Raw genomic sequence first — 18643 nt, 5'->3', positions numbered from 1 at the left:
CTTACCAGGAGTAACGAACGCCTACGTTGGCACCCCAAGGCTGGTCAATTTTCTGACCACTGCTGTGTTCAAAGTCCGCATGCAACTGCAGGTTCTGCGACAGTTTCACCGCAACACCGGCCCCAAACTCGTTACGCGAACCGGACAAGTCATTGTTGAACACGTTGTTGTTCACGGCGACTTTGTTGTTGTTGGCAAACTCATGCACCCTGGCTGCGCGCAGGTACGGCTGAACAACACTGCCGCTGTCGAGCTGGATATTGCGCCCAACGGTAGCACCGGCTTTGGCCAGGATCGAACGGGTTTTTTCACCCTTCGCTTGCAGCCCATTATCCAGGCTGTAATTGGCCCCCTGAATGACCACCGTCGACAGTTGAGCGTAAGGCTCAACAAAGAAGTCGTCGTCCAGTTTGATGTTACGCCCGAACTCTGCCGACAGACCGCCACCGGTGTTGGCGTACTTGCCCTTGGAGCCGGTGCCGTCACTCAAGCCAACCTTGGACTCGTTGTGGAAACGGTTGAGCTTGGCCACCGCATCAAAATACAGGCCACTCTCCTCGTCCAGCCAGGTTGCATAACCGCCTACGTAGTAGCTCTTGACGTTGCCCGAGGTACCGCGCTTGAGGTTCAGGTCGGAGCTGCTGTGACCGACCATGGCGCCGATCAGCCACTGGCTGTCGGCCAACGGCATGTCGGCCCCCAGGGAGAAACCTTGCTGGTTCTGGGTGTAGCCGACCCCGTTGCCGTCGGCCACGTTGTACTTGTTGCCATAGCCGCGAACCCACAAACCTGCCTGGCCCGGCTCAAAGCGCAACTCACCCATACGCGTGCGCAACGAGGTGGCTTCGCCGTACCACACGGTCGGTGCGGTGTTGAACAATGCCAGCACTGAACGGGTGCTCGGGCTGATGGAGCGGTTGTTCGGGTCGAGGAACCAGTCGGTCCCGTCTTTTTTCAGGCCGTAGGAATAGGCACCCACATCCACCTTGTCGCCCACCAGGGAGAACTCGGCGTCACCGCCGCCAGTGTGCACGACACGAATCTCTTCGGGGCTGACCGGCTCCGCACCGCTGGCCGCAAGCAACAGGCTGTGATTGCCGGAGGCCTCTCCCGTAATGTTCAGGAAGTCGGTCACGCCCCGGGCAAAATCGGTGCCCATGACAAAGGTACCGTTACCCTCAAGGCTATCCAGGTCGAGCTGGTAGAACGCATCGGTAGTACCGAACTTCACGATGCCGCCGGCCAGGCTCAAGGCTCCCACTTGACTGTCACCGGTCAACTCCCAGAACGAACGGTCGCCTACGCTCAAGCTGCTGACGTTCTGCAACTGGCCAGTCAGGCCGGCATTGTTCTGCAGGCTCAGGCGCGCCGTGCTGCCGTCTTCGACGATGACGTTACCATTCAAACGGCTGTTGTCGACGTTCATGCTGGCCACGCCCCCACCGGTGACTTCCAGCAACGTGCCGTTGCCGCCGGTCAGGGTGGAGCCGTTGCGCACATCGATTTCAGCTTCCGGGGTCGAACCGAACTCGCCTTGAACGACAATGGCAGAACCGCTGCGACCTTCGACGCTGGCGTTATCCAGGACCAGTTTGCCCACGGCACCGCCATGGGAAGAGTCGATGAATGCTACCCCGTTCTTGCCGCCGACAATGCTGCTTTCGCTGGCAGTGACCGTCGCGACATCAATCAATACGCCAAAGCTGTCGGCGCCAGTACCTTCCACCAGGGTGTTCCGGTTGAAGTTCAGCTCACTGTTGCCAATGGCCATGGCTCCAGCGAGGGCGCCGCGGATAGTGCTGTTGAATACGTGCGCAATCCCGCCCTGGGCCGAGCCCAGGTACTCGAAAGCTTGCAGGCCAACCGTGGCATTGCTGGTGATCGTGCTGTTGCTGATAACGGCAGAGCTGTCGTCCAGGCGTACGGCGCCAAACAGTGCGTGGTTCGACTCCACTGTGGCCCCGTCGAGGCTGACCGTGGAACCCTGGATCGCCTGAATGTCATCAACCCGGCTGCCGGCGTTGACGATCAGTGCCGAGTCGTTGACAAGGATATGTTGTGCCCGCGCACCGTTAAGTGTCAGGTCGGACTTCTGGTCCAGGTGCCAGTTATTTTTCTCCTCACTGGCATCGATGATTTTTGATTCGCCAATCAGCTGACCGGCTTGGGCCGTCGTTTGAACGGCGGCAAACATAAGAAAGGTAATGGTTGGAACTTTCATCATCTTGCTCAAGGGATTGAGCTCGAAGTTGGCTAACACTGACATTGGGGATCACTCTCTGTAATTGAGCCTTTGAAAACGGTTTGGCTCGTTCTCTCGGAATGGAGCCTCACCCTGTGCGGCGCAGAGATTACGCAGCAGAGATACCCATTGATGTAGGACTAATCCGAACAGAAAAAGTGATTGGCAATAGGAGGAGTAGGAAAAAGGTTTCGCAGCAGTCAGACGCACAAAAGGGAAGCCATGCTTCCCTTTTGTGGTTTCATCACTGGGTTGAGTTACGGAAGTGGAAGAGAGGGTTCTCCGTCGCAGAAGTGGTTAGGGCTCGAGAACACGGTATCAATCCCGGCCAGTTGGCCGCGCCCTGTTGCTCCTGTGTCTACTACCGTGGTGTAAGTGACCTCGGCAGGCCCGTATACCGACTGGACTACGATGGGACGGTAATCCACCTCAACAATAAGACCATTGTCCACATCATTCTGCGTCAGCGGGGGAGTGGTAATCGTCACCTCGAAAGGACCCGGCAGATACGGCGGAACCGGAATGAATGGGCCGTTCCACAACGTGAGCATCACGGTCACGGTATTCCCCACTACCAGCCTTGGGTCGGCGGGTATGAAAAGCTCGGTATAGAGCACAGGCCTAGTACCGGGTGTCCGGACAAGCAACGACTCGCACGACCACCGGCCGTTAGCATCAAGGTGCCTGAATGTTGCAGGCAACAGCACCACCGTGACAGCGTCGATCACGTTGACGCGCGTAATCCCTGATGGGTTTTCGTTGGTGGTACCGGGGCCGATCACGACATAGCTAACCTCCTGAAAGCCATTGCCATGCCGGGCAACCACCTCCCAGGGAATTTCAAACGTAGCGGTGTCACCAGGCGCCGTCGTGCTTAAGGAAAAAGGCCCGACACGCTCTTTGGACGTCCCCCAGAACAAGAAGAATTGATGGTTGGCATTGGGCAATGCAGCAATCGTCCAAAGTGGAATATCGATCCTGACGGGCAGGTCCGCGTCTTCGATATGCAGTTCGTTCAACACAGGCGTGGGGCCCGTACCAAACACTTGTGCCAGATTCAGTGCCGGGTTCACAGAGCCAGGCTCGAGGGTGGGATCCAGTACGGGGCCTTCCACCGACAAGTCAAGCCGCACCGTTTTAACCGGAGAAGGGTAAAAGATGCCATTGCGTTCAATCCGGTAATGCACCCTCACCGTCTGCGGGCCAAGCGTTGCCGTATACGCAGCCTTGATCGCGTCGTTCATATTGTACGTATTATCGTCGAAGACCACCGGGAACGTGGACAATGGACGTGACTGCGGGCTATAGGGCTCCATTTCCCACTGCATTTCGAACTGGTCGAGCCCTGGTGCATTGCCCATGTACTCTTCGATATAGGCTTCGATCCCTCGCTGGTAATCCACTATATCGAGCAAATCGTCTGTGCTGCCTCCTCTGGGCGCAGGAGCCAAGGGGAGAAACGGCTCCTCGGGAACCGGATCATCCAGCAATGCCAAAGTGCGGAAAGCAATGTTCGACGGGCTACTTTCGTTACCAGCCCGGTCAGTCATGGTGTAGAACGCATAGCACAAGCCCCCCAGGAGGAGGCGGATATCTGCCGCAACCACGAAAAAAGTAGCGCCCGCCGCCGTCATCGGCAAGCCTGCGCCAGTCAGCAAATCCCCTGGTGTTGGAAACATTTCCCGACTTAAATAGAAATTGACGACGTCGCCAACTTCAAACTGCCCAGTCTGGCCGCTGTAGGTATTGGGCGGGATGGTAAACTCCACCCCTCCATTAGCAACGAGAAATACATCGTCGATGACCGTGTCCGGTGGCACATTCGCGAAGATAGGAGCATCCGGCTTTTCACGGGTGTTCGCGACCGCATAGGGCGCAATGGTGTCGACCCTGAAGGGAGCGATGAACGATTCGTCGAAGACCGGGCCGGGCAACCCGAGAGAGTCACGAGCCTGGGTGTTTTTGATTTCATAAAAACCATGGGTAAATTGAGGGGGGAAGACCGGAATAAACCGGGTGATCGGCCGCGTCAGAACCTGGAAGGGGCCATCGACCGTGACAAAGGGTGTCTCCGGAAAAGTGATAAGGCGCATTTGGACAGACATCCAGTCGGTTGGCAGTGTGATCCCGCCCCCGGTGAGGTTGAGTGTTATTCCCACACGCGCAACTCTGGCGGGAATAAGGCCTGTTGCATCATCCAGCGCCTCTCGAATAGTGGGTGCCGCGAAAGACAAAGGCGCTGGCGTATTACTGACATTAGGGTTGCTGCTCATTTCGGTTTCTCCTTGCTACTTAAGGTAGGCGCCGCGTTGATACTCACAAAGTCACCAGGCCGAATTCACCCTCGGGGACTGAAACCTGGGCACAGCCTCTCCGGCCGAAGGACGTTCGGCCAATAAATGCGCTTCAAAAAAGCCTTCAGACATCCCTGAAGCCGAGGACTCAAGGCTCTGGGTTATTACCGTCAATCCAGCAAAAAAGCGGGTCTGGCCGCGGCGGCGAGCTAGGCACGAGTCGATCGAACTGCACAAACCTGGAAAAAGACCGCCCCATATCGACACCTCTCCTGATCACCCTGTACTTAGCCTCGCCTCCCGCATTCTTTTTCAACGGACGAATCAAACGCTCGACATCAAGAATCCAGAAGCTGTACCCCGATGCCTCATCGGCGCTATCCCAATAATGGTCGAGGGTCTCAATGATGGCGGGGTCTGGATCGACATCAGGGTTTTGGCCGTACCCCTGAAACCGCATCGTCACCAGATCTCCCTCTTGGATATCCGGGTGAGGGGCTACGTACACCTCAACCCCAAGCCAGATGGGCGGTAGGTTGTCGCAGGTCATGGTCCCTCTGACACTTGTTGGCGCCTGAGGGTAACTCGGCCGAGGATAAGTGGCGGGTGGAAGACTGGTTTGCAGCCCTACCCGAGCCACCTGCGAGAACAGTGGGTTGACGTTTTCGGCACGATCTTCCAATCGGTAGAAGCAAAAAAGAAACAGAGCTCCCGGGTAACGGCGGAACACGTCACTGGGCACGTCGACAAATATCCGGCCAGTTGCGCTGGTCAGCGGCAACGAAACAAGGGTGGGTGCGCCGGTAGGCAGCAAATCCATATCAGAAAAGTAGAGCAGCACCTTGTCACCCACCTCACGCCCCAGGTACCCCCGGGATTTCCATGGGCACCTGAGGATTGGCAATCAGGTAGGCTTCGGTAATCGGGTCGATGGGGAAAATGGCCGGTGGCAGCAACGCGCCTCCGCCAGGCGCGTCACGGTCGATTCTGATGGTCACGATGTCGGATACGGCGAAGCTTGGACCGTTTGGGGTGAAATCATGCACGCGATATCTGAGATCGACGATTGCGCTGCTGAGCAGGAATGACTGAGGTATTTGTGCGCGGTAGGGAAAGTCTGCCGCGGTCATTGGATTTGGCAGCAAGATAGGTGGCCCGTCGGTGGGACGGGCCCCCCGCACATTCCACTCAAATACAAGATACTGGTCTCTGCCGGGGACGGGTAAAAATCCCCACGGTGTTGGAATATCGACTTCCAGGTCGGCGAAATAAAACCTTGCCGGCACCAACCCGTCCGGCAATGCATCAATCACGATGGGTTCATCCAGTGCAAGGACGCCACCTGGACCCGCCGGCCCATTTCCACCGGTTTGCCCCGTTTTACGGATGCTCATAGAAACCTCCATGACTCAGACAACCGCCACATGCCGGTGCGTTAGTCGATGGCTGCGCACCCGTTCTGTTGGGCCAATTGAACACCTCCCTCCACGCTGCGGATACTGTCAGATCTAACAGGTATTCCCTCCGCTCGTCGGATATTAGCGGCGGGAAGAACGAAGATTTCCTTGACGAAGTGGCCTGGCTGGTGTTTTCTGAAACCGGTTTCAGTGCAACATCAACTCCAATAAGAAAGGCGCTACCGTGACTCCATTTTCCGCCGCCCAGCGCAGCCGCGTAACCATGCTCGACGTGGCCGAGCGTGCCGGGGTTTCCAAAGCCAGCGTCTCGCGCTTTATCGGCGACGACCGCGCGCTGCTCTCCGACGCCATTGCCCTGCGCATCGAACAGGCCATCGACGAACTCGGCTACCGCCCGAACCAAATGGCCCGTGGCCTGAAACGCGGGCGCACCCGCCTGATCGGCATGCTGGTGGCCGATATCCGCAACCCCTATTCAATTGCCGTGATGCACGGTGTGGAAACCGCCTGCCGCCAACACGGCTACAGCCTGGTGGTGTGCAACACCGACCGCGACGACGAGCAGGAGCGCCAGCACCTGGCCGCCCTGCGCGCCTACAACATCGAAGGGTTGATCGTGAATACCCTGGGCCATCACCTTGACCAGTTGCTGGAACTGCAACGGGAAATGCCCCTGGTGCTGGTAGACCGCAAGGTCGAGCCACTGCACAGCGACCTGGTGGGGCTGGATAACTCGGTGGCAGTGCGCATGGCGGTTGAGCACCTTGAACAGCAAGGCTACCGCGACCTGTTATTGGTCAGCGAAGCGCCCGATGGCACCAGCTCACGGCTGGAACGCCTGGACAGTTTCAACGCCGAGATCAGCCAACGCAGTGCGTTAAGCGGCGCCGTGCTGGAGATCGACAGCCACCTGAATGCCCGCCTGCAAGCCTTCCTCGCCACGCCTCAAGCTGGCCCCAAGGCCCTGTTTTGCGCCAACGGCGTCGCCGCGCTGGCGTGCACCCGTGCGCTGAAAGAACTGGGCTGCAACCTGTTTGAAGATGTCGGCCTGATCGCCCTGGATGACCTGGACTGGTACCCGTTGGTGGGCAGCGGCATCACCGCCCTCGCCCAGCCCACAGAAGCTATCGGCGCCAGTGCGTTTGACTGTTTGCTCAAGCGGTTGCGCGGGGACACAGCGCCGACACGCACCCTGGATTTTCTGCCGCAATTGATTATCCGAGGCTCGACCCAATCCCTTGTGGGAGCTGGCTTGCCTGCGATGACGGCTTCTCAGGCGAAACAGTAGTCGACCGACACGCCGCCATCGCAGGCAAGCCAGCTCCCACATGTTTATTTTGCGTACAAAAATGAAACCGGTTTCAGAGGTAAACAACAATGCACAAATACCCCGTTTCCATCAGTCTTTCCAGCTACGGTGCCGACGTGGTCCGCGATCGTGGCCAGCTGAATTTCGTTGAAGTGCTGGCCCGGGCCGGCGCGCAACGCATCGAATGGCGTGAAGAGCTGCTGACCACCGAACAGCCCGCTGAACTGGCCCAAGCCGCGGCGGATCACGGCCTGGAATGCGTGTTTTCCTCGCCCCTGGAACTCTGGGTTGCCGGCCGCTCCCAACCCAACGCCGAACTCGCCGCCACCCTCGACCGCGCCCGGGCGTTCGGCGCCCGCTGGCTGAAAGTCTCCCTGGGTTATTTCACCGACACCAACGACCTGGACAGCTTGAGCGCCTTGCTCAACCGTCATCCGGTGAAGCTGCTGGTGGAAAACGACCAGACCCTGCACGGCGGGCGCATCGAGCCGATGCAGCGGTTTTTCAACGAAGTCGAACGCCTGGCGGTACCGGTGAAAATGACCTTCGATATCGGCAACTGGCAATGGCAGGACCAATCCGCGACCACCGCCGCACGCCTGCTGGGCCGGCATGTGGATTACCTGCACTGCAAAGCCGTGGCCCGGCGCGCCGACGGCAAGCTGGTGGCGCTACCGCCGGGCGCCGCCGACCTGCATCTGTGGGAACAACTGCTGAAGCACATGACTCAAGGTATTACCCGGGCCGTGGAATTTCCCCTGCAAGGTGATGACCTGGTACAGGTCACTGCGCAACAAGTCGCCGCCCTCGCCGTCCTTGGCCAGCCCCGCGTGGAGAATGCCCATGTCTGAGATCGATATTCTGTCGTTTGGTGAAACCATGGCGATGTTTGTCGCCGAGCAGACCGGCGACCTGGCTCAGGTTGCGCAGTTTCACAAGCGCATTGCCGGAGCCGACAGCAATGTCGCCATCGGCCTGTCGCGCCTGGGTTTCAACGTGGCGTGGCTGAGCCGCGTGGGCGCCGATTCACTCGGCCGTTTTGTGGTGGACACCCTGCAGAACGAAGGCCTGGACTGCGGTCATGTGGCGGTCGACCCGCTGCACCCCACCGGCTTCCAACTCAAGTCCCGTGAAGAAGCCGGCGATGACCCGCAGGTGGAATACTTCCGCCGTGGCTCGGCGGCCAGCCATTTGTCGGTGGAGGCGATCAGGCCCGAGCTGTTGCAAGCCCGGCACCTGCACGCCACCGGCATTCCGCCGGCGCTGTCGGACGCCACCCGCGAGCTGTCGCGCCAGTTGATGACGCAAATGCGCGAGGCGGGCCGCAGCGTGTCCTTCGACCCGAACCTGCGCCCGTCCCTGTGGGCCAATGAGCAACGCATGATCCGCGAAATCAACGCCCTCGCCTGCCTGGCGGACTGGGTGTTGCCGGGCCTGAGCGAAGGCCGCTTGCTCACCGGTTTTGAAGACCCGGCCGACATCGCCGCGTTTTACCTGGACCAGGGCGTGGAAGCCGTGGCTATCAAGCTCGGCCCTCATGGCGCGTATTACCGCACGCAGCTGGACCAGGGTTTCGTCGCCGCCGTGCCGGTGGCCAAGGTGGTCGACACCGTAGGCGCCGGCGATGGGTTTGCGGTCGGCATGATCAGCGCGCTGTTGGAAAACCTCAGTTTTGTCGAGGCCGTGCAGCGCGGCAACTGGATCGGCAGCCGGGCGGTGCAGAGCCGTGGCGACATGGAAGGCTTGCCGTTCAGGACCGACCTGCCCCACACCCAGAAAGCCGGCTAATCAGCATCACCCCGTTACCTGTTGCCACAACTACAACAAGCTCAGGAGCAACTTTATGGAACCGTTGAAACTCGCCACCCGCCGTTGGTGGTACATCATGCCCATCGTGTTTATCACCTACAGCCTGGCGTACCTGGACCGCGCCAACTACGGCTTTGCCGCCGCCTCCGGGATGGCCGAAGACCTGATGATCACCCCCGGCATGTCGTCATTGCTCGGCGCGCTGTTCTTCCTCGGCTACTTTTTCTTCCAGGTGCCGGGGGCGATCTATGCGCAAAAGCGCAGCGTTAAAAAACTGATTTTTGTCAGCCTGATCCTCTGGGGCGGCCTGGCCACCCTGACCGGCATGGTCTCCAACGCCTACATGCTGATCGTGATCCGCTTCATGCTCGGGGTGGTCGAAGCCGCCGTGATGCCGGCGATGCTGGTGTACCTGTGCCACTGGTTCACCCGCGCCGAACGCTCCCGGGCCAACACCTTCCTGATCCTCGGCAACCCGGTGACCATGATGTGGATGTCGGTGGTCTCGGGCTATCTGGTGCAGCATTTCAGCTGGCGCTGGATGTTTATCATCGAAGGCTTGCCGGCCGTGCTGTGGGCGTTTATCTGGTGGAAGCTGGCGGACGAAAAACCCGCCGACGCCAAGTGGCTGAGCGCCCAGCACAAAAAGACCTGGAAACCGCCCTCGCCGAAGAACAGGTGGGCATCAAGGCGGTGAAAAACTACGCCGAAGCCTTCCGCTCGCCCAAGGTGATCATCCTGGCGCTGCAGTTTTTCTGCTGGAGCATTGGCGTATACGGCTTCGTGCTGTGGCTGCCGTCGATCCTCAAGGCCGGCCTGAAGATGGACATGGTCGAGGCCGGCTGGTTGTCGGCGCTGCCGTATCTTGCGGCGGTGATCGGCATGCTGGTGGTGTCCTGGGGTTCGGACAAGCTGCAAAAACGTAAACGCTTTGTGTGGCCGCCGCTGCTGATCGCCTCCATCGCGTTTTATGCGTCCTACGTGCTCGGCGCCGAACATTTCTGGTGGTCGTACACCCTGCTGGTGATCGCCGGGGCTTGCATGTATGCGCCTTACGGGCCGTTTTTTGCGATCGTCCCGGAGATCCTCCCGGCCAACGTCGCCGGCGGCGCCATGGCGCTGATCAACAGCATGGGCGCCCTCGGTTCATTCGGCGGCTCCTACCTGGTGGGTTACCTCAACAGCAGCACCGGTTCGCCCGGCGCGTCATACCTGCTGATGAGCGGTGCGCTGCTGGTGTCGGTGGTGTTGACGATCTTTCTCAAGCCCGGCGCCAGTGACCGCGAACGCGCCCCGCTGCATTCCCTTGAATTGAAGGTAAAGACCTGATGAAAAAGTCTGTCGTGCTCTACAAAAAACTCTCTGCGCCCCTGATGGCCCGCCTGCATGAGCAGGCCGAGGTCACGCTGATCGAATCACTGGATGACAGCGGCCTGGCAATACTGCGTGAGGCCTTGCCGACGGCCCAAGGGTTGCTCGGTGCCAGCCTGCGCCTGGATGCCAAACTGCTGGATCTGGCGCCGAACCTTGAGGCCGTGGCCAGCGTGTCGGTCGGTGTCGACAACTACGATATCGACTACCTGACCGAGCGCGGCATCTTGCTCAGCAACACCCCTGACGTGCTCACCGAAACCACTGCCGATACCGGCTTCGCCCTGATCCTGGCAACCGCTCGCCGGGTAGTCGAGTTGGCCAATATGGTGCGCGCCGGCAACTGGAACCAGAACATCGGCCCGCTGCATTTTGGCAGCGATGTGCACGGCAAGACCCTGGGCATTATCGGCATGGGCCGCATTGGCGAAGCGTTGGCCCAGCGCGGACACTTCGGTTTTGGCATGCCGGTGATCTACCACAGCCACTCGCCAAAGCCTGCGGTAGAGCAGCGTTTCGGCGCCGAATACCGCAGCCTGCCAGACCTGCTCCAGCAAGCCGACTTTGTCTGCCTGACGTTGCCGTTGACCGCAGAAACCGAAGGTTTGATTGGCGCCAAAGAGTTCGCCCTGATGGGCCCGGAGACGATCTTTATCAACATCTCCCGGGGCAAGGTGGTGGACGAGGCGGCGCTGATCGAGGCGCTGCAACAACGCACGATTCGCGCGGCGGGGCTGGATGTGTTCGTACGCGAACCGCTGCAGCATGACTCGCCGTTGCTGCGCCTGAACAACGTGGTGGCCACGCCGCATATCGGTTCGGCCACCCACGAGACGCGGGAAGCAATGGCGCGGTGTGCGGTGGACAATCTGCTGGCGGCGCTGGCGGGTGAAAAACCGAAGAACCTGGTGAACCCGGCTGCCTGGAAACACTGACTGAAAACGCCGCAGGACCAATGTGGGAGAGGGCTTGCTGTGGTGAGGGGGCTTCACTCCAGATTGATGGGGCTGCTTCGCAGCCCAGCGCGGGGCAAGCCCGCTCACCACAGCAAGCCAGCTCCCACATTTTTGATCGCATTTCAGGTCAGATGACGAACCGCGCCACCATCCCGTTCAAATCCACCGCCAGGCGCGACAGTTCGTGGCTGGCGGCGCTGGTCTGGTTGGCACCCGCTGCCGACTGGGTCGCCAGGTCGCGGATGTTCACCAGGTTGCGGTCAACCTCGCGGGACACCTGGGCCTGCTCTTCCGAGGCGCTGGCGATCACCAGGTTGCGTTCGTTGATCAGGCTGATGGACTGGGTGATCTGCTCCAGCGCCACACCGGCAGCCCGCGCCATTTCCAGGGTGCTTTGAGTGCGCTGGTTGCTCTGCTGCATGGACTGCACGGCTTCACCGGTGCCGCTCTGGATGCCGGCGACCATTTTTTCGATTTCCTGGGTCGACTGCGCAGTGCGATGGGCCAGGGCCCGTACTTCGTCCGCCACCACCGCGAAACCACGACCGGCTTCACCGGCACGCGCCGCTTCAATCGCCGCGTTGAGGGCCAGCAGGTTGGTCTGCTCGGCAATTGCGCGAATCACGTCCAGTACCTTGCCAATATCACGGCCCTGAGTGGCCAGGCCTTCAATCAGCACGGCGGTGTTTTGCACGTCCTGGGTCATGGTCTGGATCGCACCCACGGTTTCCACCACCCGGTCGCGCCCTTCCCGCGCGGCCTGGTTGGACTGGCTGGACGCCTCGGAGGTGGACACCGCATTGCGCGCCACTTCTTCCACTGCGGCGGTCATCTCATTCACTGCCGTGGCGGCCTGGTCGATTTCGTTGTTCTGTTGTTGCAAGCCTTTGGAGGCTTCTTCGGTAACGGCGCTGAGTTCTTCTGCGGCTGACGCAAGCTGCGTGGCCGAGCCGGCGATGTGCTGGATGGTCTGGCGCAGGTTGCTTTGCATCGCGGCCAAGGCGCCGATCAGGCGGGCGGGCTCGTCCTTGCCGTCGTCCTCGATCACTGTGCTCAGGTTACCGCCAGCGATGGTTTCGGCAACTTCCAGGGCTTTGCGCAACGGGGTCACGATACTGCGGGTCAGCAGCCATGCCAGCGACACGGTCATCAACGCTGCAATCACCGAGACAGCGATGATCCCGGTGATGGCGTCCTGATAACTTTTCCCGGCCTCGTCACCGGCCTGCTTGGCATCTGCTGCATTGATGGCGATCAACTTATTCAGTTGCTCGCCCATCTGGTCGGTACCGTCCTTGATGCGGCTGTTGATCAAGGCGCGCATCTCTTCCACTTTGTTCTGCCGCGAGAAGCTCACCATCTCAGCCTGAGCCTTGAGGTAATTATCGAGCGTGAGGGCGAACGTCTTGTACAGCGCAGCCTCTTCATCGCCGGCCGGCATGGCGGCGTAGGCAGCCTGGGCGGTCTTGACCTTGCCTTCCAGCACCCCCATACGGGTCTGTGCCTCCTCCAGCGCTGCCGGCTCACGATTCACCAGGACGCGAAACGACAATATCCGCAGGCGCAGGACGTTTTCGGTCATGGTGGCCAGATAGCCGACGCTGGGCAGTTGGTTCGCGCCCATGTCCACCGAGGCCTGGCGGATCAGGGTCATGCGGTTGGCCGCAAACACCCCCAGGACGATGACAAGCAACGCAATAAACGCAAAACCGAGGAAAGCTCGAGGGGCGATATTCAGCTGACGGAGGGACATAGGGGGCGCTCTCAGAAGTAGTGGCTGCGAGCATCCCTGCCGCGACACGGTCAGTGTGCGTCAACGCGCCTTTCTGACCGGTTGGCACCACTGTTGTAATAGGTATGTGGGCCTATAAGAGATATCGGCAGGCTTGAGGATTTAATGGGGGATGTTTCGAAATATTTTTTCACACTTCTGACAACTGGCACTTTCTGGCATCCTGCGCCTCCTTTTTCCTACCCGGGCCCGTATTTTGTCTGACGCTCAAACCCCTCGCCCCCGTTATAAATCCGACCTGATCTACGGCCTCGACGACCGCCCGCACTTCAGCGCCGCGATATTCGCCGCCCTGCAGCATGTGCTGGCGAGCTTTGTCGGCATCATCACCCCGACGCTGATCGTCGGTGGCGTGCTGGGCCTTGAAAGCGAGGTGCCGTACCTGGTGAGCATGGCGTTGTTTGTGTCGGGGCTCGGCACCTTTGTGCAGGCCCGCACGTTCGGCCCGGTGGGTTCAGGCCTGCTGTGCCTGCAAGGCACCAGTTTTTCGTTTATCAGCGTAATCCTGAGCGCCGGGTTCATGGTCAAGGCGCGGGGCGGCGGCACTGATGAAATCCTGTCGACGATCTTCGGCATCTGCTTCTTCGCGGCGTTTATCGAAGTGGTGCTCAGCCAGTTCATCGGCAAACTGCGCAAACTGATCACCCCGGTGGTCACCGGCACCATCATCACCTTGATGGGCCTGTCGCTGATCAAGGTGGCCGTCACCGACATGGCCGGCGGTTATGGCGCCAGCGACCTGGGCGCTGCCGGCAACATGGGCCTGGCAGCCCTGGTATTGCTGACCATCGTGGTGCTCAACCGCTTCAACAACCCGTTCCTGCGCCTGGGCTCGATCGTGATCGGCCTGACACTCGGCTTTGCCGTGGCCTGGTGGATGGGCCGCGTCGACCTGGCCGCCCTGCCCCAGTTGCCACTGATCAGCGTGCCGGTGCCGTTCAAGTACGGTTTCTCGTTCGACTGGGTGGCGTTTATCCCGGTGGCGGTGATCTTCCTGATCTCGCCCCTGGAAGCGGCCGGGGACCTGACGGCCAACTCGATGATTTCCCAACAGCCGGTCAAGGGCCCGCTGTACATCAAGCGCATCAAGTCCGGCTTGCTGGCTGACGGCCTCAACTCGGTGATGGCCGCCACTTTCAACAGCCTGCCCATGGTGACCTTCGCCCAGAACAACGGCGTGATCCAGTTGACCGGCGTGGCCAGCCGGTATGTGGCGTATTTCATTGCCGGGCTGCTGGTACTGCTGGGGCTGTTCCCGATGATTGGCGCGGTGTTGCAGCTGATGCCCAAGCCGGTACTGGGCGGCGCGACCCTGATCATGTTCGGCACCGTCGCGGTGGCCGGGATCAAAATCCTCGCCGAGGCCGGCCTGCACCGGCGCAACGTGCTGATCGTGGCCATCTCCCTGGGGATGGGCCTGGGGGTGGCGGCCGTGCCGGAAGTGCTGCGCGAACTGCCCAAGGCGCTGCACAACATCTTCGAGTCGCCGATCACCGTGGGTGCGTTCTGCGCTATCGTGCTGAACATCTTCCTGCCTGAGGAGTTCATAGAACTGGAAGAAGATGAATTTGATCCGGAAGCCTCCACCCTCAAGGTGATGCAGGACCCGGACGTCACGAAATAGGAGAACCCGTTTTATGCGCAAGCTCATGGTCCTGTCACTGCTGCTACTCAGCCTGAGCGCCTGCGCGCTGTTCCCCAACCGCGACCCGGTGAACATCAACGTGGTGGGCATCGAGCCGTTGCAAAGCCAGGACCTTGAGGTGCGGTTCGCGGTCAAGCTGCGGGTGCAGAACCCGAACGAGACCGCGATCGACTACAGCGGCGTGGCCCTGGACCTGGAGGTCAATGGCCGGCCCCTGGCGTCGGGGGTGAGTGACCAGGGTGGTTCCATCCCACGCTTTTCGGAGACCGTGCTGACGGTGCCGGTGAGTGTTTCGGCGTTTTCCGTGCTGCGTCAGACCCTGGGCTTGAGCCAGACCCAGAGTTTGAATAACCTGCCTTATGTGTTGCGCGGGAAACTGGCGGGTGGGCTGTTCGGCACCATGCGCTTTGTGGATCGCGGCACTCTGGACCTGCCCAACACCGCCACCTGGTAACGATCACGGAGAGCCTCGCCACATGGACGCGATACCCACGCTGTATACCGAACGCCTGATTCTGCGGCCGCTGACGCTGGAGGATGCCGAGGGCGTGCAGCAGCAGTTTCCCCATTGGGAAGTGGTGCGTTACCTCAATGCCCAGGTGCCCTGGCCGTACCCGGCGGATGGGGCGCGCAGCTATCTGGAACACGTTGCGTTGCCAGCCATGGCGCGCGGTGTGGAGTGGCATTGGTCGATCCGCCTGAAAAGCGCGCCAGAGGTTTTGATTGGGAATGTCAGCCTGATGGATGAGGTGGACAACAACCGGGGCTTTTGGCTGGGCTTGCAATGGCAGGGCCAGGGGTTGATGGCCGAGGCCAGTGCGGCGGTGACCGAGTATTGGTTTGAGGTGCTGGGGCGGCCGTTGATGCGGGTGCCCAAAGCGACGCCGAACGTTGCGTCGCGCAGGATTTCCGAGCGGACGGGGATGCGGTTGGTCAGGACCGATGAGGGGCGGTTTGTCGCTGGAAGTTTCCCCAAGGACATTTGGGAGATTACTCGTGAGGAATGGCTGGGGGGCGCGGTTTCTGAGTCGGGGTATGGGGTGTATATCCGTTGTTTGGGTGATGGCTTCGATTGGTTCCGCTCTTACAGCGGGTCACTTTTGGAAAAGAGCCCCAAAAGTAACCAAAAGGGCTCTTGCCCCACCACTCGGCACCTCGCCTAGGCTCGGTGTGCCCTCACTCCGGCTTTGGACCGTGGGCCGCCGCGATGGGCCATCCTTGGCCCAGCGCGGCTAACCCGGCGTCCTGCCGGGTTACCCACGCTCCAAAGCCTGCGTTCGGCCAGCGTGGTTTAACGGGGCGCCCAAGATCAAGATCAAAAGCAGATCAACAGCACAGCGGCCTACAGGCCGGCTTGAGTGGTGTGAAGCAAAGGCAACATCAAGATCAAAATCTAAAGCGGGCACGATCCCCTGTAGGAGCTGGCTTGCCGGCGATGCAGACAACTCGGTACATCAGACACACCGAGGTGATGCCATCGCCGGCAAGCCGGCTCCTACAGAAAAGCAGCTCTGCTTTCGCTTTGGCTTTTGCTGTGGCTTCTACCACTCAAGCCGGCCTGTAGGCCGCTGTGCTGTAGATTTTGATTTTGATCTGGCTCTGACTGCCCCAATAAGCCCGAGGCCGAACGCAGGTGGTGCGGAGCGGGTAAACCGGCAGGACGCCGGTTTAGCCGCGCTGGGCCAAGGATGGCCCATCGCGGCGGCCCGCGGAGCAGCGCCGGAGTGAGGGAACACCGAGCCTGGGCGAGGTGCCGACAGGCGGGGCAGAGCCCTTTGCTTACTTTGGGGCTTTTCCAAAGTGAGTCGCTGTAAGAGCGAAACCCTAAGCCGCCGTTACCCAAATAACGGATATGTACTCAGTCAGCAATAAACCGCACCCCCGGCTTACCCCGCTCATCCACGATCAACTCAAAAATGTCAGGCCGGGCATAATGCCCAACCACATCATAGTCATACCGCGCCCGCACCAGATCATCGGTATCAATCCGCGCCACCAGCAACCCCGCCCCATCCAGCAACGGCCCCGCAAGAATGTCCCCCATGGGCCCGACGATCACGCTGCCACCGGCAATCAACGGCCGATCCCCAGGCCAGTTCGCCACCTCCACGCCCAACGCCTGGGGCGACGCCTGCACCTGACACGCACTCACCACAAAACACCGCCCCTCATGCGCAACATGCCGCATGCTCACCTGCCACATCTCCCGCTCGTCCACCGTCGGCGCACACCACACCTCCACGCCCTTGGCGTACATCGCCGTACGCAACAACGGCATCATGTTCTCCCAGCACACCGCGCCACCAATGCGCCCCACCGCCGTATCAACCACCGGCAATGTCGAGCCGTCGCCCTTGCCCCAAATCAGCCGCTCGGTCCCGGTAGGCATCAACTTGCGATGCTTGGCCACCAACCCGCCCACCGGCTCGATATACAACACAGTGCAATACAGGGTGCTACCACTGCGCTCAATCACACCCAGCACCAAACTCGCCCCGGTACGCGCGGACAACCCGGCCAACGCCTCGGTCTCCGCCCCCGGCACATCAATCGCATTGGCAAAATAACGGGCAAAGGCCTCGCGGCCTTCCGGCAGGCGATAACCCAGCTGTGTGCCAAAGCCTTCACCCTTGGGATATCCCCCGAGCAAGGCTTCAGGCATTACCACCAGTTGCGCACCGCTGCGCAGGATTTCGTCCTCGTAAGACAGGATCTGTTCCAGGGTCTCGGCCTTGCCACCCGGCAGGGAACCGATTTGCAGCGCAGCCACGGTAGAAATGGGCATCACGATCACTCCGAATCAATGGGGTTACCCATTCTCCAGTCAGGAGCATTCATGAATAAAGCCCACTTCACTGCTAACTGATATGAGCCAAATAAATATCCACTCCCATCAGTTAACGTCTTTCAGGGATCCGATAAGGGTTTCGATAAAAAGCTCAAGCGCCGCCGGCAATGCGCGTTTGGGCATCGTCAGCACCTGGATTGTGCGGTCTGAAAATTGTGGGTTCGACAGCGCAACCGATATCAAATCATCGCTTCCATTCGCCCGATGACTGATCGCCCCGCCAAACGCAATGGTGTCCGTGTTGCGAACAAATTCATGGATGGCGCCCGAATAGTTGCACGTCATGACGTGATTGAATGACAGCCCTTCCATCTGGCAAACGAGGTCAAACAACTGCCGTTGAGTGGAGCCCTTTGGCGTCAGCGCCAATGGGTAATGTGAGAGTGATCGAAGGGGCACCTGCTTGAGCGTCGCCAATGGATGCCCCACACGCATCACGGCGCGGATCGCCGAGCGGCTTGAATGCAGAACCTCGACACCGTCGATAGGCTCGGTACTGAAGACCAGCCCCACATCCGCCTCGCCGCGCCTCACTTTATCCGCACATTCGTGAGGCGACATCACCTCCAGCACATACTGGAACGCCGGATGTTGCTGGTAATGCCGGATCAGTACCTGAGGCAGGAAGTAACGGGAAAGCCCCTCGGTTGACACCAGCCGAACCACTTTCGCGCCTGGGTAATCCCCGCCCGCAACTCCGACAGCAGGCTTTGCTCCTCCAGCGAGGCACGTCGTGCATGATCAGCCAAGGCGCTGCCGGCAGCCGTCGGCTGCATGCCCCGTGGCCGTCGCTCGAACAACGGCACCCCGATACTTTCTTCCAACAGGGAGATCTGGCGACTGACGGCGCTGGGCGCGATATGCAAGCGTTCACCGGCAGCAGCAAGCGACCCCGAGTCGATCACGGCCAGAAAATAGCGATAGTCCACGGTTTGGTTCCTTTAGCAAGGCATCTATTT

16 protein-coding genes and 1 pseudogene are annotated in these 18643 nt (G+C 60.2%); 9 read left to right on the top strand and 8 right to left on the bottom strand.

Going from position 1 to position 18643, the window contains the following annotated elements; translation table 11 throughout:
- Nucleotide 1: 1 nt before the first annotated feature.
- The 4 genes from JFV30_RS10915 to JFV30_RS33095 all read right to left on the bottom strand — a co-directional run bounded on the left by JFV30_RS10915 (nucleotide 2) and on the right by JFV30_RS33095 (nucleotide 5930).
- Complete coding sequence (locus JFV30_RS10915) at nucleotides 2–2266, bottom strand: autotransporter outer membrane beta-barrel domain-containing protein (protein ID WP_201123615.1); 2265 nt, start codon at nucleotides 2264–2266, stop codon at nucleotides 2–4.
- Between the two features lie 233 nt (nucleotides 2267–2499).
- Nucleotides 2500–4515: a hypothetical protein gene (locus tag JFV30_RS10910; protein ID WP_201123613.1), complete on the bottom strand. Its 2016-nt coding sequence runs from the start codon at nucleotides 4513–4515 to the stop codon at nucleotides 2500–2502.
- A gap of 169 nt (nucleotides 4516–4684) precedes the next feature.
- The gene (locus JFV30_RS33100) at nucleotides 4685–5389 is read right to left on the bottom strand and encodes a hypothetical protein (protein WP_242487053.1); all 705 of its coding nucleotides are present in this window, start codon (nucleotides 5387–5389) and stop codon (nucleotides 4685–4687) included.
- Nucleotide 5390: 1 nt separating this feature from the next.
- Nucleotides 5391–5930 carry a hypothetical protein gene (locus tag JFV30_RS33095; RefSeq protein WP_242487052.1) on the bottom strand — a complete coding sequence of 180 codons (540 nt, stop codon included), beginning with the start codon at nucleotides 5928–5930 and terminating at the stop codon, nucleotides 5391–5393.
- A gap of 247 nt (nucleotides 5931–6177) precedes the next feature.
- On the opposite strand from JFV30_RS33095, the gene JFV30_RS10900 reads away from it, so the two are divergent.
- From JFV30_RS10900 to JFV30_RS10880, 6 genes are all read left to right on the top strand, one after another.
- On the top strand, nucleotides 6178–7242 hold the full coding sequence (locus JFV30_RS10900; protein WP_342215089.1) for a LacI family DNA-binding transcriptional regulator: 1065 nt from the start codon (nucleotides 6178–6180) through the stop codon (nucleotides 7240–7242).
- 89 nt (nucleotides 7243–7331) lie between these two features.
- Nucleotides 7332–8114: a sugar phosphate isomerase/epimerase family protein gene (locus tag JFV30_RS10895; RefSeq protein ID WP_201123611.1), complete on the top strand. Its 783-nt coding sequence runs from the start codon at nucleotides 7332–7334 to the stop codon at nucleotides 8112–8114.
- Nucleotides 8107–9051, top strand: coding sequence for a sugar kinase (locus JFV30_RS10890; RefSeq protein WP_201123609.1), 945 nt, complete (start codon nucleotides 8107–8109; stop codon nucleotides 9049–9051). The genes JFV30_RS10895 and JFV30_RS10890 overlap by 8 nt, the downstream gene beginning before the upstream one ends.
- A gap of 55 nt (nucleotides 9052–9106) precedes the next feature.
- The gene (locus JFV30_RS33090; protein WP_242487051.1) at nucleotides 9107–9769 is read left to right on the top strand and encodes an MFS transporter; all 663 of its coding nucleotides are present in this window, start codon (nucleotides 9107–9109) and stop codon (nucleotides 9767–9769) included.
- Entirely contained in the window at nucleotides 9697–10401 is a 705-nt protein-coding gene (locus JFV30_RS33085; RefSeq protein WP_342215088.1) for an MFS transporter, read from the top strand. Before JFV30_RS33090 ends, JFV30_RS33085 begins: the two co-directional genes overlap by 73 nt.
- Nucleotides 10401–11378, top strand: a complete 978-nt coding sequence (locus tag JFV30_RS10880; protein WP_201123607.1) for a 2-hydroxyacid dehydrogenase — start codon at nucleotides 10401–10403, stop codon at nucleotides 11376–11378. Before JFV30_RS33085 ends, JFV30_RS10880 begins: the two co-directional genes overlap by 1 nt.
- Nucleotides 11379–11526: 148 nt before the next feature.
- Here the strand turns inward: JFV30_RS10880 and JFV30_RS10875 are convergent, their stop codons facing one another.
- Nucleotides 11527–13152 carry a methyl-accepting chemotaxis protein gene (locus JFV30_RS10875; RefSeq protein ID WP_201123605.1) on the bottom strand — a complete coding sequence of 542 codons (1626 nt, stop codon included), beginning with the start codon at nucleotides 13150–13152 and terminating at the stop codon, nucleotides 11527–11529.
- A 235-nt stretch (nucleotides 13153–13387) separates the two neighbouring features.
- On the opposite strand from JFV30_RS10875, the gene JFV30_RS10870 reads away from it, so the two are divergent.
- The 3 genes and pseudogenes from JFV30_RS10870 to JFV30_RS10860 all read left to right on the top strand — a co-directional run.
- Nucleotides 13388–14815, top strand: a complete 1428-nt coding sequence (locus JFV30_RS10870; RefSeq protein WP_010165549.1) for a nucleobase:cation symporter-2 family protein — start codon at nucleotides 13388–13390, stop codon at nucleotides 14813–14815.
- Between the two features lie 13 nt (nucleotides 14816–14828).
- The gene (locus JFV30_RS10865; protein WP_201123603.1) at nucleotides 14829–15290 is read left to right on the top strand and encodes an LEA type 2 family protein; all 462 of its coding nucleotides are present in this window, start codon (nucleotides 14829–14831) and stop codon (nucleotides 15288–15290) included.
- A gap of 22 nt (nucleotides 15291–15312) precedes the next feature.
- Nucleotides 15313–15846: pseudogene (locus JFV30_RS10860) on the top strand (GNAT family N-acetyltransferase); the annotation flags it as partial.
- Nucleotides 15847–16694: 848 nt separating this feature from the next.
- Here the strand turns inward: JFV30_RS10860 and JFV30_RS10855 are convergent.
- The 3 genes from JFV30_RS10855 to JFV30_RS33080 form a co-directional block, all read right to left on the bottom strand.
- The gene (locus tag JFV30_RS10855) at nucleotides 16695–17621 is read right to left on the bottom strand and encodes a carbon-nitrogen hydrolase family protein (RefSeq protein ID WP_201123601.1); all 927 of its coding nucleotides are present in this window, start codon (nucleotides 17619–17621) and stop codon (nucleotides 16695–16697) included.
- A gap of 108 nt (nucleotides 17622–17729) precedes the next feature.
- The gene (locus JFV30_RS10850) at nucleotides 17730–18338 is read right to left on the bottom strand and encodes a LysR substrate-binding domain-containing protein (protein ID WP_342215087.1); all 609 of its coding nucleotides are present in this window, start codon (nucleotides 18336–18338) and stop codon (nucleotides 17730–17732) included.
- On the bottom strand, nucleotides 18293–18613 hold the full coding sequence (locus JFV30_RS33080; protein WP_342215086.1) for a LysR family transcriptional regulator: 321 nt from the start codon (nucleotides 18611–18613) through the stop codon (nucleotides 18293–18295). The genes JFV30_RS10850 and JFV30_RS33080 overlap by 46 nt, the downstream gene beginning before the upstream one ends.
- Nucleotides 18614–18643 lie beyond the last annotated feature (30 nt).

The sequence above is a fragment of the Pseudomonas sp. TH32 genome (genome assembly GCF_016650855.1).
In the GTDB taxonomy this organism is placed as follows: Bacteria; Pseudomonadota; Gammaproteobacteria; order Pseudomonadales; family Pseudomonadaceae; genus Aquipseudomonas.
The sequence above is the reverse complement of the archived record's forward strand: the minus strand, read 5'-3'. Positions and strand labels throughout refer to the sequence as shown.